General features: G+C 61.8%; 21 protein-coding genes. 10 read left to right on the top strand and 11 right to left on the bottom strand.

What is annotated here, in order from left to right; all coding sequences use genetic code 11:
• Positions 1 to 102: 102 nt before the first annotated feature.
• The 5 genes from relA to M0814_RS08765 all read right to left on the bottom strand — a co-directional run bounded on the left by relA (position 103) and on the right by M0814_RS08765 (position 7,072).
• Complete coding sequence (gene relA, locus M0814_RS08785; protein WP_003227159.1) at positions 103 to 2,346, bottom strand: GTP diphosphokinase; 2,244 nt, start codon at positions 2,344 to 2,346, stop codon at positions 103 to 105.
• A 101-nt stretch (positions 2,347 to 2,447) separates the two neighbouring features.
• Positions 2,448 to 3,824, bottom strand: coding sequence for a 23S rRNA (uracil(1939)-C(5))-methyltransferase RlmD (gene rlmD / locus M0814_RS08780; RefSeq protein WP_103485464.1), 1,377 nt, complete (start codon positions 3,822 to 3,824; stop codon positions 2,448 to 2,450).
• Positions 3,824 to 4,726, bottom strand: a complete 903-nt coding sequence (gene cysM, locus M0814_RS08775; protein ID WP_027612303.1) for a cysteine synthase CysM — start codon at positions 4,724 to 4,726, stop codon at positions 3,824 to 3,826. Before cysM ends, rlmD begins: the two co-directional genes overlap by 1 nt.
• A 212-nt stretch (positions 4,727 to 4,938) precedes the next feature.
• The gene (locus M0814_RS08770) at positions 4,939 to 6,363 is read right to left on the bottom strand and encodes a sensor histidine kinase (protein WP_103485463.1); all 1,425 of its coding nucleotides are present in this window, start codon (positions 6,361 to 6,363) and stop codon (positions 4,939 to 4,941) included.
• A complete protein-coding gene (locus M0814_RS08765; RefSeq protein WP_103485462.1) occupies positions 6,350 to 7,072 on the bottom strand; it encodes a response regulator transcription factor in 723 nt (240 codons plus the stop codon). Before M0814_RS08765 ends, M0814_RS08770 begins: the two co-directional genes overlap by 14 nt.
• Positions 7,073 to 7,289: 217 nt before the next feature.
• Between M0814_RS08765 and M0814_RS08760 the strand changes: the two genes are divergently transcribed.
• Together M0814_RS08760 and M0814_RS08755 are read left to right on the top strand one after the other, a co-directional pair.
• Positions 7,290 to 10,043: a response regulator gene (locus M0814_RS08760; protein WP_003227166.1), complete on the top strand. Its 2,754-nt coding sequence runs from the start codon at positions 7,290 to 7,292 to the stop codon at positions 10,041 to 10,043.
• 83 nt (positions 10,044 to 10,126) lie between these two features.
• Positions 10,127 to 11,116, top strand: coding sequence for a 2-hydroxyacid dehydrogenase (locus tag M0814_RS08755; protein ID WP_103485461.1), 990 nt, complete (start codon positions 10,127 to 10,129; stop codon positions 11,114 to 11,116).
• An 11-nt stretch (positions 11,117 to 11,127) separates the two neighbouring features.
• Here the strand turns inward: M0814_RS08755 and M0814_RS08750 are convergent, their stop codons facing one another.
• Positions 11,128 to 11,580, bottom strand: coding sequence for a hypothetical protein (locus M0814_RS08750; RefSeq protein ID WP_003227171.1), 453 nt, complete (start codon positions 11,578 to 11,580; stop codon positions 11,128 to 11,130).
• Positions 11,581 to 11,713: 133 nt separating this feature from the next.
• Here M0814_RS08750 and M0814_RS08745 point away from each other — a divergent pair, with 133 nt between their 5' ends.
• Positions 11,714 to 12,148: a hypothetical protein gene (locus tag M0814_RS08745; protein WP_103485460.1), complete on the top strand. Its 435-nt coding sequence runs from the start codon at positions 11,714 to 11,716 to the stop codon at positions 12,146 to 12,148.
• On the top strand, positions 12,148 to 12,552 hold the full coding sequence (locus M0814_RS08740; protein ID WP_003227175.1) for an META domain-containing protein: 405 nt from the start codon (positions 12,148 to 12,150) through the stop codon (positions 12,550 to 12,552). Before M0814_RS08745 ends, M0814_RS08740 begins: the two co-directional genes overlap by 1 nt.
• Before the next feature lie 173 nt (positions 12,553 to 12,725).
• On the opposite strand, the gene M0814_RS08735 is transcribed toward M0814_RS08740, so the two are convergent.
• On the bottom strand, positions 12,726 to 13,193 hold the full coding sequence (locus M0814_RS08735; RefSeq protein ID WP_096796797.1) for a TlpA disulfide reductase family protein: 468 nt from the start codon (positions 13,191 to 13,193) through the stop codon (positions 12,726 to 12,728).
• A gap of 114 nt (positions 13,194 to 13,307) precedes the next feature.
• On the opposite strand from M0814_RS08735, the gene arsC reads away from it, so the two are divergent.
• The 3 genes from arsC to M0814_RS08720 are packed head-to-tail and all read left to right on the top strand — an operon-like array spanning position 13,308 to position 14,682.
• Positions 13,308 to 13,661 carry an arsenate reductase (glutaredoxin) gene (arsC, locus tag M0814_RS08730; protein WP_103485459.1) on the top strand — a complete coding sequence of 118 codons (354 nt, stop codon included), beginning with the start codon at positions 13,308 to 13,310 and terminating at the stop codon, positions 13,659 to 13,661.
• On the top strand, positions 13,658 to 14,254 hold the full coding sequence (gene wrbA / locus M0814_RS08725; protein ID WP_103485458.1) for an NAD(P)H:quinone oxidoreductase: 597 nt from the start codon (positions 13,658 to 13,660) through the stop codon (positions 14,252 to 14,254). Before arsC ends, wrbA begins: the two co-directional genes overlap by 4 nt.
• A gap of 2 nt (positions 14,255 to 14,256) precedes the next feature.
• On the top strand, positions 14,257 to 14,682 hold the full coding sequence (locus M0814_RS08720; RefSeq protein WP_103485457.1) for a DUF2069 domain-containing protein: 426 nt from the start codon (positions 14,257 to 14,259) through the stop codon (positions 14,680 to 14,682).
• A 113-nt stretch (positions 14,683 to 14,795) separates the two neighbouring features.
• Here M0814_RS08720 and M0814_RS08715 read toward each other — a convergent pair whose 3' ends face one another.
• Together M0814_RS08715 and ttcA are read right to left on the bottom strand one after the other, a co-directional pair.
• Positions 14,796 to 15,470, bottom strand: a complete 675-nt coding sequence (locus M0814_RS08715; protein WP_103485456.1) for a DNA-3-methyladenine glycosylase I — start codon at positions 15,468 to 15,470, stop codon at positions 14,796 to 14,798.
• 133 nt (positions 15,471 to 15,603) lie between these two features.
• On the bottom strand, positions 15,604 to 16,428 hold the full coding sequence (gene ttcA / locus M0814_RS08710; RefSeq protein WP_007968702.1) for a tRNA 2-thiocytidine(32) synthetase TtcA: 825 nt from the start codon (positions 16,426 to 16,428) through the stop codon (positions 15,604 to 15,606).
• A 445-nt stretch (positions 16,429 to 16,873) separates the two neighbouring features.
• Here ttcA and M0814_RS08705 point away from each other — a divergent pair, with 445 nt between their 5' ends.
• Together M0814_RS08705 and M0814_RS08700 are read left to right on the top strand one after the other, a co-directional pair.
• Positions 16,874 to 17,476 carry a Yip1 family protein gene (locus M0814_RS08705; RefSeq protein ID WP_003227189.1) on the top strand — a complete coding sequence of 201 codons (603 nt, stop codon included), beginning with the start codon at positions 16,874 to 16,876 and terminating at the stop codon, positions 17,474 to 17,476.
• A 148-nt stretch (positions 17,477 to 17,624) separates the two neighbouring features.
• Positions 17,625 to 18,119, top strand: a complete 495-nt coding sequence (locus M0814_RS08700) for a SprT family zinc-dependent metalloprotease (RefSeq protein ID WP_003227192.1) — start codon at positions 17,625 to 17,627, stop codon at positions 18,117 to 18,119.
• Positions 18,120 to 18,231: 112 nt separating this feature from the next.
• On the opposite strand, the gene M0814_RS08695 is transcribed toward M0814_RS08700, so the two are convergent.
• Positions 18,232 to 19,413, bottom strand: a complete 1,182-nt coding sequence (locus tag M0814_RS08695) for a CaiB/BaiF CoA-transferase family protein (protein ID WP_103485455.1) — start codon at positions 19,411 to 19,413, stop codon at positions 18,232 to 18,234.
• Positions 19,414 to 19,601: 188 nt separating this feature from the next.
• The gene (locus M0814_RS08690; RefSeq protein ID WP_103485454.1) at positions 19,602 to 20,936 is read right to left on the bottom strand and encodes a dicarboxylate/amino acid:cation symporter; all 1,335 of its coding nucleotides are present in this window, start codon (positions 20,934 to 20,936) and stop codon (positions 19,602 to 19,604) included.
• A gap of 351 nt (positions 20,937 to 21,287) precedes the next feature.
• Between M0814_RS08690 and M0814_RS08685 the strand changes: the two genes are divergently transcribed.
• Positions 21,288 to 22,286 carry an AraC family transcriptional regulator gene (locus tag M0814_RS08685; RefSeq protein ID WP_103485453.1) on the top strand — a complete coding sequence of 333 codons (999 nt, stop codon included), beginning with the start codon at positions 21,288 to 21,290 and terminating at the stop codon, positions 22,284 to 22,286.
• The last annotated feature ends 125 nt before the right edge of the window (positions 22,287 to 22,411 follow it).

Here is a 22,411-nt window from a genome sequence, read left to right as displayed (position 1 = left end):
GAGCGGGCTTGCTCGCGAATGCGGTGTGTCATTCAGCGTAAATATCGACTGACACGCCCTCTTCGCGAGCAAGCCCGCTCCCACATTCGAACAAAGCCATCTTCACGGAGTACGGTTACGCCGCGTCTCGATGATGTTCGGCAACTGCGAAATCCGCCCCAGCAAGCGCCCGAGCGCATCCAGCCCGGGAATCTCGATGGTCAGCGACATCAGCGCGGTGTTGTCTTCCTTGTTCGAGCGGGTGTTGACCGCCAGCACGTTGATCCGCTCGTTGAGCAGCACCTGCGAGACGTCACGCAGCAGACCGGAACGGTCGTAGGCGCGGATGACGATGTCCACCGGATAGGTGAGCACCGGCACCGGGCCCCAGCTGACCTGGATGATCCGCTCCGGCTCGCGCCCGGCCAGTTGCAGCACCGAGGCACAGTCCTGACGGTGAATGCTCACGCCACGACCCTGAGTGATGTAGCCGACGATCGCGTCGCCCGGCAGCGGCTGGCAGCAGCCAGCCATCTGCGTCATCAGGTTGCCGACGCCCTGGATCTGGATGTCGCCACGCTTGCCCGGCTTGTAGCCGGTGGCCTTGCGCGGGATCAGCTCCAGCTGTTCGTTGCCGCGTTCCGGCTCGACCAGTTGCTGCGCCAGATTGACCAGTTGCGCCAGACGCAGGTCGCCGGCACCGAGGGCGGCGAACATGTCTTCGGCGGTTTTCATGTTGGCCTTTTCAGCCAGCTTGTCGAAATCCACCGCCGGCAGACCGAGGCGATTGAGTTCGCGCTCGATCAGGGTTTTACCGGCCGCAACGTTCTGGTCACGGGCCTGCAACTTGAACCAGTGAACGATCTTCGCCCGCGCCCGCGAGGTGGTGACGTAGCCCAGGTTCGGGTTCAGCCAGTCGCGGCTCGGCGTACCGTGCTTGCTGGTGATGATCTCGACCTGCTCACCGGTCTGCAGGCTGTAGTTGAGCGGCACAATGCGCCCATTGATCTTCGCGCCACGGCAGTTGTGACCGATTTCGGTGTGCACGCGGTAGGCGAAGTCCAGCGGCGTCGCGCCTTTCGGCAAATCGATGGCGTGGCCGTCGGGGGTGAAGATGTACACCCGATCCGGTTCGATATCGACCCGCAGCTGTTCGGCCAGACCACCGATATCGCCCAGCTCTTCGTGCCACTCGAGCACCTGCCGCAGCCAGGAGATTTTCTCTTCGTAGTGGTTGGAACCGGACTTGACGTCAGTGCCCTTGTAGCGCCAGTGCGCGCAGACGCCGAGCTCGGCCTCTTCGTGCATCGAGTGCGTACGGATCTGCACTTCGAGAACCTTGCCTTCCGGACCGATTACCGCCGTGTGCAGCGAGCGGTAGCCGTTCTCTTTCGGGTTGGCGATGTAGTCGTCGAATTCTTTCGGGATGTGCCGCCACAGGGTGTGGACGATGCCGAGCGCGGTGTAACAGTCGCGCATTTCCGGCACCAGCACGCGCACGGCGCGCACGTCGTAGATCTGGCTGAATTCCAGACCCTTGCGCTGCATTTTGCGCCAGATCGAATAGATGTGTTTGGCGCGGCCGCTGATGTCGGCGTCGACACCGGTGGCCTGTAATTCGTCCTTGAGCTGGGTCATCACGTCGGCGATGAACCGCTCACGGTCCAGCCGCCGCTCATGGAGCAGCTTGGCGATCTGTTTGTATTGATCGGGTTCCAGGTAACGGAAGGACAAGTCCTCCAGTTCCCACTTGATATGACCGATGCCGAGTCGGTGCGCGAGCGGCGCATAGATGTCGAAGACTTCCCGGGCGACGCGGTTACGCTTTTCGTCGTCAGCGGTTTTCACCGCGCGGATTGCGCAGGTACGTTCGGCCAGTTTGATCAGCGCGACGCGAACGTCGTCGACCATCGCCACCAGCATCTTTCGCAGGTTTTCCACCTGGCCCTGGGTGCCCATCACCATCGACTGGCGCGGGCTGAGGCTGGCACTGATTGCCGCCATGCGCTGCACGCCGTCGATCAGTTTGGCCACCACGGGACCGAAGCGCTGGCTGACCGCCGCGAGTTCGATCTGGCCTTCGCGGACGCCGCGATACAGCACCGCCGCGACCAGCGAGTCCTGGTCGAGCTTGAGGTCGGCGAGGATCTCGGCGATCTCAAGTCCCGTACTGAAACTGCCGCTGCCCTCGGCCCACAGATTCTTCGCGGCGTTGGACTGCTGTTCGGCCTCGCGAGCGAACTCGCAGGCTTCTTTCAAGGCTTCGCGATCCAGCGCCATGTCGACACTGACCGCGTGATCGAGCCAAGCCTCGAGATTGATACTGCCGTCAGTGTTGATCGGCTGGTGTGCTCTCACCTGTACCATGCTGCTTTACCTTCCCTACGACGCAGATTCAATGCGTCAAATCGCTGACCCCCAATGCCCGGATGCGCTCGTGGGGCTAAAGCGAGCGCCGCTCGGACAGGTCAGACGGATTCAGACGAGCCATCCTGGCTCGCTTCAAATAACGCCATGGCCTCGACATGCGCCGTCTGAGGAAACATATCGAGAATCCCGGCACGTTTTAACCGGTAGCCCTGCTTGATCAATTCGACCGTATCGCGCGCCAGAGTTGCAGGGTTGCACGATACATACACCAACCGTTTGGCACCCAGGGTCGCGAGCTTGCGCACCACCTCGAAAGCACCGTCACGCGGTGGGTCCAAGAGTACCGCAGAAAAGCCGTTTCCGATCCACTGAGCATCGGTCAAAGGCTGGGATAAATCGGCTTGAAAAAACTTTGTGTTATGCAAATTGTTACTAGCGGCGTTGGCAGCGGCACGGTCGACCATGGTCTGCACGCCCTCCACCGCCACCACTTCACGCACGCTTTTGGCCAGTGGCAAGGCGAAGTTGCCCAGACCGCAGAACAGGTCGAGCACGCGCTCGTCACCGGTCGGCTTCAGCCAGTCCAGCGCCTGCGCGACCATCGCCTCGTTGACCCCGGCGTTGACCTGGATGAAATCCCCCGGCCGCCAGGCCAGATCCAGATCCCACTGCTCCAGGCGATAGCCCAGCGACTGCGTGGCATCCACCGGTTGTGGCTCGCCTTCACCATGCAGCCACAGTTGCGCTGCATGGAACTGGCAGAAATCCTTGAGGATCGTCAGGTCGGCTTCGGACAGTGGCGCCATGTGTCGCAGCAACACCGCCAGCGATGAACCACTGAACAACTCGACATGCCCGAGCGCCTGCGGTTTGCTCAAACGACGGAGCATCTCCGGCAAACGGGTCATGATCGGTTGCAAGGGCTGTACCAGCACCGGGCATTCGTTGATGGCGACGATGTCCTGGCTGCCGGCGGCGCGGAAACCCACTTCGAGTTTCTTCGCCTTCATGTCCCAACGCACGGCGATCCGCGCGCGGCGGCGATAGCCGAACTCCGGGCCGGTCAACGGCGCCGCCCATTCTTCAGGTTCGACCCCGGCGACCTTCGACAGCTGCTCGGCGAGCATGCGCTGTTTCAGGGCAAGCTGTTCGGCGTGGGGCAAGTGTTGAACACTGCAACCGCCGCAGCGACCGGCATGCTGACACGCTGCCGGGCGACGCAACTCGCTGGCCTTGAACACCCGTTCGGTGCGCGCTTCGACCACTTTGCCGCGGGCGCCGAGCACTCGCGCTTCGACTTCTTCACCCGCGAGGGCGCCGAGGACGAACCAGGTGCGGCCTTCGAAAAACGCGATGCCGCGACCGTCATTGGCCAGGCGCTCGATATTCAAGCGCTGTTTTTTGCCGGTCGGAATTTGCGCGGCCTTGCTGCCGCCGGTGGGCTGGAAGCGCAGGCCTCTCTCGTGCTTGGCCATCAGTTGGGCGCGTCGAAAATGCCGGTCGACAGATAACGGTCGCCACGGTCGCAGATGATCGCGACGATCACCGCGTTTTCAACTTCCTTGGACAGGCGCAGCATCGCTGCCACCGCACCGCCCGAGGACACGCCACAAAAGATGCCTTCTTCGCGGGCCAGACGCCGGGTGACGTCCTCGGCTTCGCTTTGCGCCATGTCGACAATGCGGTCGACGCGGTCGGCCTGATAGATCTTCGGCAGGTATTCCTGCGGCCAGCGGCGGATGCCCGGAATGGCCGAGCCTTCCATCGGTTGCAGGCCGATGATCTGCACGCTGTCGCTCTGCTCTTTCAAGTAGCGCGACACGCCCATGATGGTGCCGGTGGTGCCCATCGAACTGACAAAATGGGTGATGGTGCCCTGGGTCTGACGCCAGATTTCCGGGCCGGTGGTGGTGTAGTGCGCTTCCGGGTTGTCGCCGTTGGCGAACTGATCGAGCACCTTGCCACGGCCTTCGGCTTCCATCCGCTGGGCGAGATCACGAGCGCCTTCCATGCCCTCTTCCTGACTGACCAGAATCAGCTCGGCACCGTAAGCGGTCATCGCCGCCTTGCGCTCGGCGCTGGAGTTGTCCGGCATGATCAGGATCATCTTGTAACCCTTGATCGCGGCGGCCATGGCCAGGGCGATCCCGGTGTTGCCCGAGGTCGCTTCGATCAGCGTGTCACCCGCGTGGATCTGCCCGCGCAGTTCGGCACGGGTGATCATCGACAGCGCCGGACGATCCTTGACCGAACCCGCCGGGTTGTTCCCTTCGAGCTTGAGCAATAGGGTGTTGCTGGTGGCACCGGGCAGGCGCTGCAAACGCACCAGCGGAGTGTTGCCGACGCAATCGGCGATGGTTGGGTACTGCAGGGTCATGGCGTATTCGCAATCCAGACGTGCGGGGGCGCCTATCATACCGGCAAACGTTCGCAGGCCATATCACGCAAAGTGCGGTGCTTATGGTTTATGGGAATAAGGGGTTGAAAGTCGCACCTGGTGGTTCGACTTTTGATGGGTTCTTTTGAATATCCATATAATGCAGATGGCCTCTTCGCGAGCAGGCTCGCTCCCACAGGGGGGCAGCGCTGTCAGACAATTTGTGGTGAACGCAGATCCACTGTGGGAGCGAGCCTGCTCGCGAATGCATCAGGCGGCGCGAAATCACCCTCAGCCACCAACCGCAAATTCAGCCGCAATCCCGCCCCACTGTTCTCTGCCCACAGACTCCCGCCCTGACGCTGTACGGCGTTGCGCGCGATGCTCAGCCCCAGGCCAAACCCACCGTCGCCAGGCCGTGAGCCGTCGAGGCGGGTGAACGGCGAGAAGATCCGTTCCAGATCCGCTTCAGCCACACCGCCGCCCTGATCTTCCAGCCACAGATGCCAGTAATCGCCGTCACGCCGTCCATCGAGGCGCACGATGCCGCCCTCGGGCGAATGACGAATGGCGTTGCGCAGAATGTTCTCCAACGCCTGCGCCAAACTATTGAGATTACCGCGCACCCAGCACGACGACGGCACCGCGCACTGCAATTGCAGGCTCGGCCAGCCGCTTTCATAACAGGCATTGTCGGTGAGCATTTCCCACAGCGCCTGGATCTGGATCGCTTCCTCCGGGAGTGGCGCACGCTCGGTGTCGAGCCAGGCCAGTTGCAGGGTGTCCTCGACCAGCCGTTGCATGCCGTCGACCTCACGGCCGATGCGCTCGCGCAGTTGCCGCAGATCCTGTTCGCTTTCACTGGCCACCCGCAATCGACTCAGCGGCGTGCGCAGTTCGTGGGACAGATCCCGCAGTAGCTGCTGTTGCAGGGCAACGGTGGACTGCAGGCGCTCGGACATCGAGTCGAAAGCCCGCGCCAGCTCGCCGAGTTCGTCCGGGCGCTCGGTAATGCCGCTCGACAGGCGCACATTCAATTGATCGGCGCGCCAGGCGTTGGCCTGTTCGCGCAAATTGTTCAGCGGCACCACCAGCAAGCGATACAGGCCGACGCACAGCAGCAAGGTGAACAGCCCCGGAATCACCCCGTTGGTGATCACCCTCCAGAACACCCGGTATTTACCCGGCAGGAAACGCTCGGGCAACTCGATCACCAGACTGCCGGCAGATGGGTCCTGGGGAAACGGCACCCGCAGCCACGGCCGGCCCTGCTTGTGGATCGGCCAGTCGAGCCCGCGCAAAAAAGTCAGGTGCTGGATTTCCTGTTCATTCAGCGGATCGCTGCTCAACGACTGCAGATTGCGGTCTATCACTCCGACCCAACCCGCCTCGCGCAGCTCCATGCTCTGCAACCAGTTATCGATCCCGTCTCGCTCACCGCGCTGCCACGCCCGTTCGGCTTCAGCGGCATAACGGCTCAGCGTGCCGCGCGCCTCGTCGGAGAGAAACTGGTTGCGCTCCTCCATGTAGCGGCCCCAGGACCAGCTCAGCCAGATCATCAGCAGACAGAACGCCACCAGCAGGCACGCCAGTTTCCAGAACAGCGAATGCCGGCCCGGCAGGTCAGAGACTTTCATCAGGCGCACTCAGCACGTAGCCCTTGCCCCACACCGTGCGCACTTCACGCTCGAGGTAACCGATGGCCTTGAGTTTGCGGCGGATCTGGCTGATGTGCATGTCGAGGCTGCGGTCGTGGGCCGCGTAACCGCGTTGCAGAACGTGCTGATAGAGGAAGGCCTTGCTCAACACTTCTTCATCGTTGCGATTGAGGGTTTCCAGCAGGCGGTATTCGCTGCGGGTCAGGCCGGCGGCTTGCGCGTTATAGAAAACCTCGCACTGTTCATCGTCAAAGCGCAGCGTGTCACTGGCCACCGACGGCGCAACCGCCGCCGGGCGCCGATCAAGGGCCACCCGCCGCAGAATCGCCTCGATGCGCACGTGCAACTCGGCCATGCTGAACGGCTTTGGCAGATAATCATCGGCCCCCAGGCGAAAGCCACTGATGCGATCGGCCTCGGCACCCAGGGCGGACATCAGCAGCACCGGCGTCGAATGGCTCTGGCGCAATTGGGTCAGCACATTCAGGCCATCGAGCCCCGGCAACAGTATGTCCATCAGCACCACATCGAACGGCTGGCGACGCGCGATGTTCAGCCCTTCCTGACCGTTCTGGCACCAGGTCACCTTAAAGCCGCTGCGCCCCAGATGTTCGTGAACATAGGCGCCCAGAACCGGGTCGTCCTCGATGGCAAGAATGCGTGGGAAATCGTTGGAGGCAAGCGTCATGAGTATCTGCAAATAATTCTCAGTTGGCCGATTATTCAAGATTGCCCGCTATCGGGCAACCCAAGGTTGACCTGGCGGACAAACGCGCCATGCGCTGTCGACCGATGACGACATCATTTTTCCGAAGATTGCCTGCCTGCAAATCGCTACACTGCGCCAATGTCGCGTGCCGGATGCACGTAAGAGTCAACAGTTCAGCGGGATGCAGGAGATGGGTGTGCTCAAGAAACTGGGAATCAAAGGTCGCGTATTGTTGCTGACCCTGTTGCCGACCAGCCTGATGGCATTGGTTCTCGGTGGTTATTTCACCTGGATGCAACAGTCCGACCTGCAGACCCAACTGATGCAGCGCGGTGAAATGATCGCCGAGCAACTGGCGCCGCTGGTGGCGCCCGCCATGGGCCACGGCAACACCGATCTGCTGGAACGCATCGCCACCCAGTCTCTCGAACAACCCGACGTGCGCGCCGTCACCTTCCTCGCCCCCGACCGCACACCGCTGGCGCACGCCGGCCCGACCATGCTCAATCAGGCGCCCAGCGGCGACAGTGCGCAACTGCAACGGCGCAGCGGCAATGACGCCACCCGTTACCTCATGCCGGTGTTCGGCAAGCATCGCAATCTTGCCGGCGACGTGATTCCGCAAGAGTCCGACCGTCTGCTCGGCTGGGTCGAACTGGAGCTGTCGCACAACGGCATGCTGCTGCGCGGTTATCGCAGCCTGTTTGCCAGCCTGCTGTTGATCGCCGCTGGCCTTGCCGGCGCGGCCCTGCTCGCCTTGCGCATGGGCCGCACCATCAACCGCCCGCTGAGCCAGATCAAACACGCGGTCGCCCAGCTCAAGGACGGTCATCTGGAAACCCGTCTGCCACCGCTCGGCAGTCAGGAACTGGACGAGCTCGCCTCGGGCATCAACCGCATGGCCGGCACCTTGCAGAACGCCCGCGAAGAACTGCAGCACAGCGTCGATCAGGCCACCGAAGACGTGCGCCAGAATCTGGAAACCATCGAGATCCAGAACATCGAACTGGATCTGGCACGCAAAGAGGCGCTGGAGGCGAGCCGGATCAAATCCGAGTTCCTTGCCAACATGAGCCACGAGATCCGCACGCCGCTCAACGGCATTCTCGGTTTCACGCATCTGTTGCAGAAAAGCGAGCTGACCCCGCGCCAGCTCGACTATCTGGGCACCATCGAAAAGTCCGCCGACAGCCTGCTCGGGATCATCAACGAGATCCTCGATTTCTCGAAGATCGAGGCCGGCAAACTGGTGCTCGACCATATTCCATTCAACCTGCGCGACCTGTTGCAGGACACCCTGACCATCCTGGCGCCGGCAGCCCACGCCAAGCAATTGGAGCTGGTCAGTCTGGTCTATCGCGACACACCGCTGTCGCTGGTCGGTGACCCGCTGCGCCTGAAGCAGATCCTCACCAACCTGGTCAGCAATGCGATCAAGTTCACCCGCGAAGGCACTATCGTCGCCCGCGCCATGCTCGAAGAAGAGCACGAAGACAGCGTGCAGCTGCGCATCAGCATTCAGGACACCGGCATCGGTCTGTCGAGTCAGGATGTGCGCGCGTTGTTCCAGGCGTTCAGTCAGGCCGACAACTCGTTGTCGCGCCAGCCTGGCGGTACCGGTCTGGGTCTGGTGATTTCCAAGCGCCTGATCGAACAAATGGGCGGCGAAATCGGCGTCGACAGCACCCCCGGCGAAGGCTCGGAATTCTGGATCAGCCTGAGCCTGCCCAAAGCCCGCGACGACACCGAAGACCTACCGGCCCCGCCGCTGCTCGGACGCCGTGTGGCGGTGCTGGAAAATCACGAACTGGCGCGCCAGGCCTTACAGCATCAACTGGAAGACTGTGGCCTCGACGTCACGCCGTTCAATACGCTGGAGAGCCTGACCAACGGCGTCACCGGCGCACACCAGACCGATCAGGCCATCGACCTTGCGGTGCTCGGCATCACCAGCAACGACATGCTCCCGGAGCGTCTGAACCAGCACATCTGGGATCTGGAGCACCTGGGCTGCAAAGTACTGGTGCTGTGCCCGACCACCGAACAGACGCTGTTCCATCTCTCGGTACCGAACCCACATAGTCAGTTGCAGGCCAAACCGGCCTGCACGCGCAAACTGCGCCGGGCACTGGCCGATCTGGCCAACCCGCGCCAACCACGCAGCGAACCGGGCGAACCGCTGTCGAGTCGCGCGCCGAAAGTACTGTGCGTCGACGACAACCCGGCCAACCTGTTGCTGGTGCAGACCCTGCTCGAAGACATGGGCGCCAAGGTGCTCGCGGTGGAAAGCGGCTATGCGGCGGTCAAAGCGGTGCAGAGCGAATCCTTCGATCTGGTGCTGATGGACGTGCAGATGCCAGGGATGGACGGACGTCAGACCACCGAAACCATCCGCCAGTGGGAAAGCGAACGGCATTGCACGCCGCTGCCGATCGTGGCCCTCACCGCCCACGCCATGGCCAACGAAAAACGCGCCTTGCTGCAAAGCGGCATGGATGACTACCTGACCAAACCGATCAGCGAGCGGCAACTGGCGCAAGTGGTGCTGAAATGGACCGGTCTGGCCTTGCGTAATCAAGGCCCGGAGCGCGCCAGCGACAGCGCAGCAGGCAGCAATGAGCTGCCGGTGCTCGACCATGAGGAAGGCCTGCGCCTGGCCGCCGGCAAGGCGGATCTTGCCGCCGACATGCTGGCAATGCTGCTCGCCTCGCTGGAAGCCGACCGCGAAGCGATTCGTGCCGCCAGCGAAGCCCGTGATCAGAACGCATTGATTGAGCGCGTGCATCGCCTGCACGGTGCGACCCGATATTGTGGCGTGCCGCAATTGCGCGCGGCCTGTCAGCGCAGTGAAACCCTGCTCAAACAGGGCGATCCCAAAGCCGTGGCGGCGCTGGAAGAGCTGGAGCGGGCGATCAATCGCCTCGCCACTCAGGCCAGGATCAGCGCCTGATCCACGGCAATGCCGGCAGCGGCATTCGCCTTTAAAGTGGTGACCGTCAACCCTGACTCGCCACCCCGTTCCAGGAGGAATTGATGCGCACGATCGTCTTCAGCAGCCAGACCTACGACCGCGACAGTTTCCTCGCCGTCGATTGCCCGACCGGAATAGAACTGCACTTTCAGCCGGCCCGGCTCAGTCTCGACACCGCCGCCCTGGCCGAACAGCAAGAGGTGGTCTGCGCCTTCATCAATGACGATCTCAGTGCGCCGGTGCTGGAGCGGCTGGCGGCCGGCGGCACGCGGCTGATCGCGCTGCGCTCGGCGGGCTACAACCATGTCGATCTGGTCGCGGCGAAACGCCTCGGGCTGGCCGTGGTGCGGGTTCCAGCCTACTCGCCGCATGCGGTGGCCGAACATGCGGTGGCGTTGATTCTGGCGCTCAACCGGCGCCTGCACCGTGCCTACAACCGCACCCGCGAAGGCGACTTCACGCTGCACGGCCTGACCGGTTTCGATCTGGTGGGCAAGACCGTCGGCATCGTCGGCACCGGGCAGATCGGCGCGACCTTCGCGAAAATCATGCACGGCTTCGGTTGTGAGTTGCTGGCGTACGACCCGTATCCAAACCCCGAGGTTGTGGCCTTGGGCGCGCGTTATCTGAGCCTGCCGGAGCTGCTCGCGCAGTCGCGGATCATCAGCCTGCACTGCCCGCTCAATGCACAGAGCAAACACTTGATCAACCGTGAGTCACTGGCACATTTGCAACCGGGGGCGATGCTGATCAACACCGGACGCGGCGGTCTGGTGGACACACCCGCGCTGATCGACGCCTTGAAGGACGGCCAACTGGGCTATCTGGGCCTGGATGTGTATGAGGAAGAGGCGCAGCTGTTTTTCGAGGATCGCAGCGACTTGCCGTTGCAGGATGATGTGCTGGCGCGGCTGTTGACCTTCCCGAATGTGATCATCACCGCGCATCAGGCGTTTCTGACCCACGAGGCGTTGGGCGCGATTGCCGCGACCACCCTGCACAACATCGCGACCTGGGCTGCAGGCGCACCGCAGAACCAGGTCGAGGGCTGAGGATTACCGGCTTATTTCGGCGACAGCGACGAGGCCAGGATCAGCAGGGCCAGCCAGCCAAAACCGAAAAAACGCTGCTTCATCGAATGACCGTTACGCAGCAGGAACCAGACAAAGACCATCGGCAGCAGAAACACCATGATCTTCAACCAGCCTTCCACCGGACGAGAACCGTCGGCGTTGGGCTGAAGTTGAGGGGTTGGCTCGGGCTGCCGACGACGGCGACCGACTGCTGCCGGTGTCACTTTCGGCGCGGGCTCCGGGGCTGGCGGCGGGACGAAGGCTTCAGGCACGGACTTGTTGCGCGGCAGACTGCCAAATGAAATTGTCGTCGCGGCAGCGGCGACCGTCGGCTGCTGCGGATTGTGCCCGTGTTGCTGCGCCATCGGAGCACCACAATGAATGCACGCCTTGACTTCAGAGCTGATGCTCCGCTTGCATTCATAACATTCGATCAGCGCCATGTTCCGTTCCCTCAGATTGAAGGGCGGCAGTTTGCCATGAGCGCCGAGCAATTTGAACCGGATCGAAGGTCACACACGTACGCCATCCTGCAATCCAGCCCGTGCTAGCATGTCGCGCAGATTTGGAGGACCCATGGTCGAACACGATTTCCGCTACACCCTGATGAACCCGCAACACACCCTCACCGAATGCCGCGCCCTCGTACCGGGCCGCTATCAGGTCACCGGCAACGGTGGCTCGATCCGTAACGGTGACGTCCTGTTGGTCACCCTCAAAGGCAGCAAGGACTTGTCCATGCGCCTGACTGTCGACTCCGTACGCCACCTGATCAATCCGCCGGGCCAATGGACCGCGATGACCACGGGCCCGGTATTCGGCGAACTGGCAATCCACACCTGGCAGGTCAACTGCGACAGCTGCGCCAAAGAGCTGAGCTTCGAGTTCGCGGTGGACGCCAAGCTGGGCAAGACCGCCGAGAAACCGGCCGCCACGGCGCGCATCGCCGAGCTGGGCTGGAAAGCCGTCGGCGACAAACACCTGTGCCCCAAATGCCAGGAGCCTGCGTGATGAAACGCCTTGCCCTGCCCCTGTTGGTCGGTGCCGGTCTGGTGGGCTGCGCCGCAGAGCCAGTGCAGTTGCAACAGAACCGCAGCTACATTCTGGAGTGGATCGGCGAGCGGCCATTGATGGATTACAGCCACCTGACCGTGACCCTCGGTGACGATGGCCGCGCGTATGGCAATGGCGGCTGCAACCACTGGTTCGCACCGTACACCCTCGAGGGTGACAAGCTGAGCTTCGGCCCGATCGGCAAGACCCGCAAACTCTGCGCCCCGGCGCTGATGGAGCAGGAACAACGCTTCCTGCAGGCGCTGCAAGGCGTGGAACGCTGGGACATCTCGCCGATCGAGCAGATGCGCTTCTGGCCGGCGGAAGGCAAGCCGTTGCGTTGGTGGCTGGAAGAGGGTTAACCCCCTTAGACGCACACTGAGGTTACTGTGGCGAGGGAGCTTGCTCCCGCTCGGCTGCGCAGCAGTCGCAAAACCGTTAACCGCGCGTTGCCGGAGACACCGAGTCAGCAGGGTTTGGGGCCGCTTCGCGGCCCAGCGGGAGCAAGCTCCCTCGCCACAAAAGCCCATTCAACTCACTTTGTCGCCTGCAACGCCTCCAGCTTGGCCATCACCCCAGCCGCCGTCTGCTCGCCCATCAGTTGCTCACGCACCTTGCCCTTGTTGTCGATGATGTAGGTCACCGGCAAGGCCTCACTGCGCGGCAGGTCGAACAGGTCCGCCGGATCCTGCGCCAGTACGGTGAACTTGATGCCCAGCTTCTCGCTGGCGCTCTTCAGGTCTTCACCCTGCACGTTGTCGAAGTTGACCCCGAACACCCCAATATTCTTGCTCTTGAGTTCGTCAGCCAAATGATTGAGTTCAGGAATTTCCGTGCGGCACGGGCCACACCATTCGGCCCAGTAATTGATGACTACCCATTGTTTATCCAGACGCTCGGACGCCACCTTCTGACCATTCTGGTCAATGCCGTAGTCATTCCCGCAGCCCCCCAGCATCAACGCCCCGATTATCGTCAATGCCGCTGCCAATCGCCGTGTCATGTCGTGTTCCCTGGTCAAAAATTGGATGCGCCTGCGACCCATCGCCTCTGAAGGTTCTGGATTGCGCGCTGCACAGTTAGAATAGCCGCCACTTTACGCCAGAAGCGACCCGCCATGACCGATCTGACGCTTTATCACAATCCGCGCTGCTCGAAATCCCGCGGCGCACTGGAACTTCTCGAGGCCCGTGGCCTGACCCCAAACGTGGTGCGTTACCTGGAAACGCCGCTGGACGCCTCGCAGATCAAGGCCTTGCTCGGCAAGCTCGGCATCAGCGCACGGCAACTGCTGCGCACGGGAGAAGATGAATACAAAATGCTTCAGCTGGCGGACACGAGCCTCAGTGAAGCGCAACTGATCGCCGCCATCGCCGAACACCCGAAACTGATGGAGCGGCCGATTCTCGAAGTCGGCGACAAGGCCGTGATCGGCCGTCCTCCGGAGCAGATCCTGGAGCTGTTGCCGTGAGCGCGCCATACATTCTGGTTCTGTATTACAGCCGCAACGGTTCGACCAACGAGATGGCTCGGCAGATCGCCCGCGGTGTCGAGCAGGCCGGCCTCGAAGCGCGCCTGCGTACCGTACCGGCGATTTCCACCGAGTGCGAAGCCGTGGCCCCGGGCATCCCTGACGAAGGTGCGCTCTACGCCACCCTCGACGATCTGAAGAACTGCGCTGGCCTCGCACTCGGCAGCCCGACGCGTTTCGGCAACATGGCCGCACCGCTCAAGTACTTCCTCGACGGCACCAGCAACCTGTGGCTGACCGGTGCACTGGTCGGTAAACCGGCCGGCGTGTTCACCTCCACCGCCAGCCTGCACGGCGGCCAGGAAACCACCCTGCTGTCGATGATGCTGCCGCTGTTGCACCACGGCATGCTGATCACCGGCCTGCCGTACAGCGAGTCGGCGCTGCTGGAAACCCAGGGCGGCGGCACGCCATATGGCGCCAGTCATCACGCTGGCGCCGATGGCAAGAAAGGTCTGGATCAGCACGAGATGGCGCTGTGTCGCGCACTCGGCGCACGCCTGGCGAAAACCGCGCAAAAACTGGAGGGCTGAGGGTGGCGAAGAAGGCGAAAATCCTGCCCTCGGTGGAGTGGCTCGAACCCCGCGTCAAGGCGATGCGGGCCCTCAGCCTGCTGTGCTTCTTCGGCCTCGCCGGGCTGCTCGCCGCTTACTACCTGGTATTCGCCGACCTGCATGGCGCCCGACCGTGGGTGATTTTGCTGGTCGAGCTGATCCCGTGGATCGTTCTCGCCCCGGCGATGATCATGGGCAGCGCCCGTGGGCATTCGTGGATGTGTTTTGTGGTGAATCTGTATTTCATCAAGGGCGCACTGGCGGCGTATGACCCGAACCGGCAGCTGTTTGGCGTATTGGAGATGGTCGCGAGCCTGGCGCTGTTCTGCTCGGCGCTGCTGTATGTGCGCTGGCGGTATCAGTTGAATCGCAAGCTGGCTGGCGAGGGCGAGATTTCCGTCGCCTGAGCTGACGCCTTCGCGAGCAAGCCCGCTCCCACAGTTTTTGTGTCGATCACAATATTGTGTTTCAACAAGGATCCTGTGGGAGCGGGCTTGCTCGCGAATGGAGCGATGCGGTCTTAATGATTGACGGTGTACGCCAGCATCATCGAAATCTGGCTCATCGGCCGCCCACCACTCTGTTCATGCCACTGGTTGAACGCGTTCTGCACAATCGCCAGATCGCGCAGACTGGTCGGCACCTTGTCGACGATCTTCTGCGCATTCAGCGCCGCGACCACGTCATAGCTCGGCACGAAGGTGTCCTTGCCAACCATGCGCAAGAAGCGTGGCGCCGACAGCCCGCCCAACTGATGGCCGTGCTTTTTCAGGTAGGTCCACAGACCGACGATGTCGGTCACCGGCCAGTCGGCGATCAGTGCGCCGAAACTGCCCTTGTCCTTCTCCACATCGAGAATGAACTGCGCATTGCGCGGCACGCTCTTGAGCTTGCCCAGGTGGCGGATGATTCGCGCGTCCTGCATCAGGCGTTCGAGGTGCTCGGCGCTCATCAGCACGACCTTTTCCGGGTCGAACTTGAAGAACACTTCTTCGAAAGCCGGCCACTTGGCGTCCACCAGGCTGTGCTTGAGCCCGGCGCGGAATACCCGCAGGGCCATGGTCGAGAGGTAACGATCGTCGCTGATCTTGCGCAATTGCGCGGGAGTCTTGGGAACGGGCAGATGGGCTTCCAGTTCAGCCGCCGAACCGAAGCGGTTCAGACAGTATTCGTGCAGCCACTTGTAATCGCGCATGCCCTCTCCTATTGAATGAAACGAAGAAACCCATGTGGGAGCGGGCTTGCTCGCGAAGACTGAGTGTCAGTCGGCGCATATAGCGACTGATACACCGCCTTCGCGAGCAAGCCCGCTCCCACCTGGAATGGGTTTACAGATTGACCACGTTGACGAAGCGCGAAGCCGCCGTTTCGTCGATCTTCAGGCTGGTGAAGTCGAACAGGTTGCGGTCGGCCAGTTGCGACGGCACCACGTTCTGCAGACTGCGGAAGATGCTTTCAGTTCGGCCCGGAGTCTTGCGCTCCCAGTCCTGAAGCATTTCCTTGACCACCTGACGCTGCAGGTTTTCCTGCGAACCGCAGAGGTTGCACGGGATGATCGGGAATTCCTTGAAGTCCGAGTAAGCCTGGATGTCTTTCTCGTTGCAGTAGGCCAGCGGACGGATCACCACGTTACGGCCGTCGTCGGCGCGCAGCTTCGGCGGCATCGCTTTGAGGGTGCCGTTGAAGAACATGTTGAGGAAGAACGTCTCGACGATGTCGTCACGATGGTGACCGAGGGCCATCTTGGTCGCGCCGATTTCGTCGGCGAAGGTGTACAGCGTGCCGCGACGCAGGCGCGAACACAGCGAACAGGTGGTCTTGCCTTCCGGCACCAGTTCCTTGACCACCGAGTAGGTGTCCTTCTCGACGATGTGGTACTCGACGCCCAGCTCTTTCAGATAGGCCGGCAGCACATGCTCGGGGAAACCCGGCTGCTTCTGATCCATGTTCACCGCGACGATTTCGAACTTGATCGGTGCAACCTTCTGCAGGTGCAGCAGCACGTCGAGCATGGTGTAGCTGTCCTTGCCCCCGGACAGGCAGACCATGACCTTGTCGCCGTCTTCGATCATGTTGAAATCGGCGACCGCTTCGCCGGCCAGGCGGCGCAGGCGCTTTTGCAGTTTGTTCTGGTTGACCGTAAGAGTGCCCATGACGCGAAATCCGTGAGGTGTGACGAAAGGCGGGCATTTTACGCAAAAAACCCGCTGGGGGCGAAGGGCCGTGGGTCTGTCCCTATCACCCGATCCCCTGTGGCGAGGGAGCTTGCTCCCGCTGGGGTGCGAAGCGCCCCCAAACCTGCAGCCGCTGTTTTCCTGACGCACCGAACCGGAAGGATTGGCGACTGCTGCGCAGCCGAGCCGGGAGCAAGCTCCCTCGCCACAGAGGTGATCCGGCCTCAACCGTGCAAGACCCTGCCGCGATTACGCCCCCTGTTTACAGCGCGATTTGCTCTAAGCCCCTATCACCTGTGCGGTTAAGTCCTTTCTATACTGCGACATAAGGTCGCACACATCTGAAGACCTGTATTTGCTCGGCCACCTTGGCCCGTAGGCGCTCCGCTGGGGGGCGATGGCAATAACAAGAGGAGTGACTGGCATGATCCATCACGTAGTGGGACTTTTTACCCACCCCGATCAGGAATGGAAGGAAATCCGTGGCGACCAAGAGGAAAGCATCAGCCACATGTACCTGACGCACACGCTGATCCTGGCGGCGATTCCGGCCGTTTCGGCGTTTATCGGCACCACTCAGGTCGGCTGGGTGATCGGCAGCCGCGCGCCGGTGATGCTCACCGTGGAAAGCGCAATCTGGATGACGGTGATGTCGTACCTGGCGATGCTCGGCGGCGTCGCGGTGATGGGCGCGTTCGTGCACTGGATGGCCCGCACCTATGACGCCAATCCGAGCCTGGCCCGCTGCGTGGCCTTCGCCACCTACACCGCGACACCGTTGTTCGTCGGCGGGCTGGCGGCACTGTATCCGCATATGTGGCTGGGGATGATCGTCGGCACGGCGGCCATCTGCTACACGGTTTATCTGCTGTATGTAGGGTTGCCGACGTTCATGAACATTCCGTCGGACGAAGGCTTCCTGTTTTCCAGCTCGGTGCTGGCGGTGGGTCTGGTGGTACTGGTGGCCATCATGGCGTTCACCGTGATTGTCTGGGGCCTCGGCGTGGGGCCGGTGTATACCAACTGAGATGCTTCACCCCCGAGAACAACAAGATCTGCCAATACAGGCCGCCGCAAGGCGGCCTTCTCGTATGGCGGATGACCATTCGGCAGGTCAGCGATTCGCAAGTCCGGGAGGTTGCGGCATACTCGACGCCTCTGGAGATCCATCAAGCATGCCCGAGCAACTCAATACCCGCGTCGAAGACTGTTACCAACTCGCTGAAGCCTTTTTCAAACGTCATTTCCAACGCCCCGTCGTCAGCCTCAAGCTGCGCGGGCAAAAAGCCGGTGTCGCGCATCTGCACGAGAACCTGCTGCGCTTCAATCCGCAGCTGTACCGGGAAAACACCGAACACTTCCTCAAGCAGACCGTGGCCCACGAAGTCGCGCACCTGATCGCTCATCAACTGTTTGGCGACCGCATCCAGCCGCATGGCGAGGAGTGGCAATTGATCATGCGCGGGGTTTACGAACTGCCGCCGGATCGCTGCCACACCTACGCAATCAAACGCCGCAGCGTGACCCGCTATATCTACAAATGCCCGTGCGCCGACAGTGATTTTCCGTTTTCGGCGCAGCGCCATAGTCTGGTACGGCAGGGGCGACGGTATTTGTGCCGTAGATGCCGCAACACCTTGGTGTTCAGTGGTGAGATGCGGGTGGAGTAGTCGGTTTTTGTATTGCCCCGACTGGCCCCTTCGCGAGCAGGCTCGCTCCCACAGGGGGAACGCATTTCAAAATGTGGGAGCGGGCTTGCTCGCGAAAGGGGCGGCACAGACGCTAGAGAATCACCTTGGCACGCCGCAACTCGGCAATCCGCTCAGCACTAAACCCCAACTCCCCCAACACCTGCTCCGTATGCTGCCCCAACCCCGCCCCGGCATGCCGCGGCGCCGGCAGCGCCTCGGAGAACTTCAGCGGACAGGCAATCTGCGCCTGCGTCGTACCGTCCCCCCGCGGCACCTGGGTCACCAATTCACGCGCCTGCAACTGCGGATGCTGCACCGCCTCGCTCAGGTTCAATACCGGCTCGACACAGGCATCAACTCCGGCAAACAACTCGCACAGCTCGGCAAAGTCGTGCTTCTCGAATTCAACTTTCAACGCCTCCTTCAATAACCGCTGCTGCTCGGGTTTCGGCGACAAGCCCTGCGCCGCCAGCTCCGGCCGGCCCAACGCCGTGCACAGTTGCTGCATGAACGCAGGCTCCAGACTGCCCACCGACAGCCAGCGTCCGTCGCGCGAGCGGTAGTAGTCATAGAAGCTGCCGCCATTGAGCATCTGCTCTTCCCAATGCGGTTCCTCGCCACAGGCCAGATACCCGGCACCGGCCATGGCGTTCAGGCTGAAGGCGCAGTCGGTCATGCTCACGTCCAGGTGCGTGCCCTGCCCTGTCTGCTGCCGGGCGATAACCGCCGCCAGCAGGCCGATCACCCCATGCAGCGAACCACCCGCGATATCCGCCACCTGCATGCCCAGCGGCAACGGCCCGCTGTCAGCGCGGCCGGTGTAACTGGCAAGCCCGGCCAGCGCCAGATAGTTGATGTCATGCCCGGCGCGGTCCTTGTACGGGCCGGTCTGGCCATAGCCGGTGATCGACACGTAAATCAGCTTCGGGTTGATCGCCTTCAGTGCCTCGTAACCCAGGCCCAGACGCTCCATCACACCGGGACGAAACTGCTCGAGGACGATGTCGTATTCAGTCAGCAACTGCCGGACCACCTCCAGCGCTTCAGGCTGCTTGAGGTCCAGCGCCAGACTGCGCTTGTTGCGGTTCAGGTAAGCGTGGCTGGCCGACATGCCCTGATCGTGCGGCGGCAACACCCGCAGCAGATCCATGCGCGTCGGTGATTCAATGCGCAACACATCGGCGCCCATGTCCGCCAGCAACAGCGAGGCGAACGGCCCCGGCAGCAGGGTCGAGAAATCCAGAATTTTCAGTGAGGCCAGCGGCGCAGACATGGGCGATCTCCTTGGGCGATACACCCAGCCTAGGCAGCGCTGCCGCGCACGGCAATCACCGGATGCATCAGCGGCAGTGACCGTAATGCTCAAATCGCCGGCAATAAAAAACCTGCCGAGGCAGGTTCTTCAGTGCCTGTGTGGCGAGGGAGCAAGCTCCCTCGCCACAAGGTAGTACCAAACTGCAGTTACTTGACGTTGCTCGGAGCCACGCCTTCAGCCACACCCAGATCATCTTCCGGACGGGTATCCGCGATACCGCGACCGCCCGAGGCCAGCTCGGATTGCAGTACGTCGGTGTCCAGCTCTTTGACCCACTTGGCGACGACGATGGTTGCCACGGCGTTGCCGACCAGGTTGGTCAGGGCGCGGGCTTCGGACATGAAACGGTCGATACCCAGAATCAGCGCCAGACCGGCCACCGGCAGGTGACCGACCGCCGACAGGGTGGCTGCCAGCACGATGAAGCCCGAACCGGTCACACCGGCTGCGCCTTTGGAGGACAGCAGCAACACCACCAGCAGGGTGATCTGGTGCGTGATGTCCATGTGCGTGTCGGTGGCCTGAGCAATGAACACTGCGGCCATGGTCAGGTAGATCGCGGTACCGTCGAGGTTGAACGAGTAACCGGTCGGGATCACCAGACCCACTACCGATTTCTTGGCGCCCAGACGCTCCATCTTGATCAGCATGCGTGGCAGTACCGATTCCGACGAAGAAGTACCCAGTACGATCAGCAGCTCTTCACGGATGTAGCGAATCATCTTCAGCACGCTGAAGCCGTGCATGCGGGCGATGGCACCCAGCACGATCAGGATGAACAGCACGCAAGTGATGTAGAAGCAGGCCATCAGTTGACCCAGCTGCACCAGCGAGCCGACACCGTAGGCACCGATGGTGAATGCCATCGCACCGAAGGCACCGATTGGCGCGAGCTTCATGATCATGTTGATGATGTTGAACATCACGTGGGCGAAGCGATCGATGAAGTCGAGGATCGGACGGCCGTAGTCACCCAGGCGATGCAGGGCGAAACCGAAGATCACCGAGAACATCAGCACTTGCAGGATGTCACCGGTGGCGAACGCGCCGACGATGGTGGTCGGGATCACGTTGAGCAGGAAGCCGACAACGCTCTGATCAGCACCTTGAGCCACGTAGGTGGCAACTTTCGAAGCGTCCAGAGTGCTGACGTCGATGTGCATGCCGTTGCCCGGCTGCACGATGTTGACCACGATCAGGCCGACCAGCAGCGCGATGGTCGAAACGATTTCGAAGTACAGGAGTGCGTAACCACCGGTCTTGCCGACCGATTTCATGCTTTGCATGCCGGCGATGCCGCTGACCACGGTGCAGAAGATGATCGGGGCAATGATCATCTTGATCAGTTTGATGAACCCGTCACCCAGCGGCTTTACCGCGACACCGAACTGCGGGTAGTAGTGACCGAGTGCAATACCGATGATGATTGCGACGATCACCTGGAAATACAGGGATTTGTAGAGTGGCTGACGAGTCGTCATTGCAAGTTTCCTCAAGCGTCCTGCGGGCAACATCCATCTGTCGAGCGCAAAACCTGAATTGCGAACCCTCCTGCACTGGAGGGATTTGTTGTGTCGAGCGGCGCTTCTCCGGCGGGATAGACGCACACTTCTGTCGCTCTTATCGCAAACGCCGTGCCACATTGGTGCAATTCGCTACAAGCCTTTTGATATCAGGCAGTGCAGGGTAATTTTTGTCACTGCCCGGTGACGTGAGTGTGGCGGATTTCCGCCAACTCGTTGGCTCTCGTCCTACAATTTGGCGGAAATCCGCCTTGTTGCCATGCGCATGCCCCGGCTACCATCCGGCGCCAGAGGAAGGATCCGCCGCTTATGCGCGAACGCACCATCGCCAGCCATTTCGCCCGTGCCGCCCTCGGTGGCGCACGCCGTTCGGGCTTCGACTATTCGCCACTGCTGCAGCGACTGGGCATCAGTCCCGAGTTGCTGGATGAGCCGCGGGCGCGAATTGCACCGGAGCAATTCACCCAACTGATCCAGAGCCTGTGGCTGGCGCTGGATGATGAGTACCTGGGCTTCGGCAACGTACCGAGCAAACCCGGCAGCTTCGCGATGATGTGCCACGCCCTGATCCACTGCCGCAACCTGGAGAAGGCACTGCAACGCGGTTTATTGTTTTATAGCCTATTCCCGGGGGCCCCGCGCCTGGACCTCAGCCGCGAAGACGAATGGGTGCGCCTGAGCCTCGATGATTCGCAGCTATGGGACCCGGATCACTTTCTCAGCGAGAGCCTGCTGGTGATCTGGCATCGCCTCGGCAGTTGGCTGATCGGCCAGCGGATTCGTCTGGAGCAGGCCACTTTCAGTTATCCGAAACCGGCGCATGGTGCCGAGTACGACCTGCTGTTCCCCTGCCCGCTGGTGTTTGCCGAGGGCCAAAGCAGCCTGCTGTTTCACAGCCGCTACCTGCACATGCCGCTGTTGCAGGACGAACGCACCCTCAAGCACTTCCTTGAACGCTCCCCCGCCGACCTGCTATCACGTCCGGACGACGGCGACAGTCTCAGCAGCCGCCTGCGCCGCTTGCTCAGCCGCGACAGCGCGCACTGGCCGGATCTGGAAGCGGTGGCCGCGCACCTGCACATCAGCCCGCAAACCCTGCGTCGGCATTTGCGTGAGGAAGGCACCAGTTTTCAGGAATTGAAGGATCAGTTGCGCCGCGACATCGCCATTTATCATCTGGGACGGGCGGATCTGTCGTTGCAACAGATTGCCGAGCAGCTGGGGTTTTCCGAGCCGTCGGCGTTTCACCGGGCGTTCAAGAAATGGACGGGGCTGACACCGGGGGCTTATCGGGCGCAGGAGCAGTAAGCCTCCGCAGAGTTTTACGCCGAGGCGGCAGGCCCCTTCGCGAGCAAGCTCGCTCCCACAGGGGAATGGCGAGCGCCGCCGATTCAATGTGGGAGCGAGCTTGCTCGCGAAGAGGCCCGAAAGGT

Origin of the sequence: Pseudomonas sp. MWU12-2020 (assembly GCF_023100605.1) — a bacterium.
Taxonomy (GTDB): Bacteria; Pseudomonadota; Gammaproteobacteria; order Pseudomonadales; family Pseudomonadaceae; genus Aquipseudomonas; species Aquipseudomonas fluorescens_H.
The sequence above is the reverse complement of the archived record's forward strand: the minus strand, read 5'-3'. Positions and strand labels throughout refer to the sequence as shown.

What these genes read in the sequence shown, in the direction of transcription:
- relA (WP_003227159.1), bottom strand. Translation starts at nt 2,346, where the DNA reads ATGGTACAGGTGAGAGCACACCAGCCGATCAACACTGACGGCAGTATC.
- rlmD (WP_103485464.1), bottom strand. Translation starts at nt 3,824, where the DNA reads ATGGCCAAGCACGAGAGAGGCCTGCGCTTCCAGCCCACCGGCGGCAGC.
- cysM (WP_027612303.1), bottom strand. Translation starts at nt 4,726, where the DNA reads ATGACCCTGCAGTACCCAACCATCGCCGATTGCGTCGGCAACACTCCG.
- M0814_RS08770 (WP_103485463.1), bottom strand. Translation starts at nt 6,363, where the DNA reads ATGAAAGTCTCTGACCTGCCGGGCCGGCATTCGCTGTTCTGGAAACTG.
- M0814_RS08765 (WP_103485462.1), bottom strand. Translation starts at nt 7,072, where the DNA reads ATGACGCTTGCCTCCAACGATTTCCCACGCATTCTTGCCATCGAGGAC.
- M0814_RS08755 (WP_103485461.1), top strand. Translation starts at nt 10,127, where the DNA reads ATGCGCACGATCGTCTTCAGCAGCCAGACCTACGACCGCGACAGTTTC.
- M0814_RS08750 (WP_003227171.1), bottom strand. Translation starts at nt 11,580, where the DNA reads ATGGCGCTGATCGAATGTTATGAATGCAAGCGGAGCATCAGCTCTGAA.
- M0814_RS08745 (WP_103485460.1), top strand. Translation starts at nt 11,714, where the DNA reads ATGGTCGAACACGATTTCCGCTACACCCTGATGAACCCGCAACACACC.
- M0814_RS08740 (WP_003227175.1), top strand. Translation starts at nt 12,148, where the DNA reads ATGAAACGCCTTGCCCTGCCCCTGTTGGTCGGTGCCGGTCTGGTGGGC.
- M0814_RS08735 (WP_096796797.1), bottom strand. Translation starts at nt 13,193, where the DNA reads ATGACACGGCGATTGGCAGCGGCATTGACGATAATCGGGGCGTTGATG.
- arsC (WP_103485459.1), top strand. Translation starts at nt 13,308, where the DNA reads ATGACCGATCTGACGCTTTATCACAATCCGCGCTGCTCGAAATCCCGC.
- M0814_RS08715 (WP_103485456.1), bottom strand. Translation starts at nt 15,470, where the DNA reads ATGCGCGATTACAAGTGGCTGCACGAATACTGTCTGAACCGCTTCGGT.
- ttcA (WP_007968702.1), bottom strand. Translation starts at nt 16,428, where the DNA reads ATGGGCACTCTTACGGTCAACCAGAACAAACTGCAAAAGCGCCTGCGC.
- M0814_RS08705 (WP_003227189.1), top strand. Translation starts at nt 16,874, where the DNA reads ATGATCCATCACGTAGTGGGACTTTTTACCCACCCCGATCAGGAATGG.
- M0814_RS08700 (WP_003227192.1), top strand. Translation starts at nt 17,625, where the DNA reads ATGCCCGAGCAACTCAATACCCGCGTCGAAGACTGTTACCAACTCGCT.
- M0814_RS08695 (WP_103485455.1), bottom strand. Translation starts at nt 19,413, where the DNA reads ATGTCTGCGCCGCTGGCCTCACTGAAAATTCTGGATTTCTCGACCCTG.
- M0814_RS08690 (WP_103485454.1), bottom strand. Translation starts at nt 20,936, where the DNA reads ATGACGACTCGTCAGCCACTCTACAAATCCCTGTATTTCCAGGTGATC.
- M0814_RS08685 (WP_103485453.1), top strand. Translation starts at nt 21,288, where the DNA reads ATGCGCGAACGCACCATCGCCAGCCATTTCGCCCGTGCCGCCCTCGGT.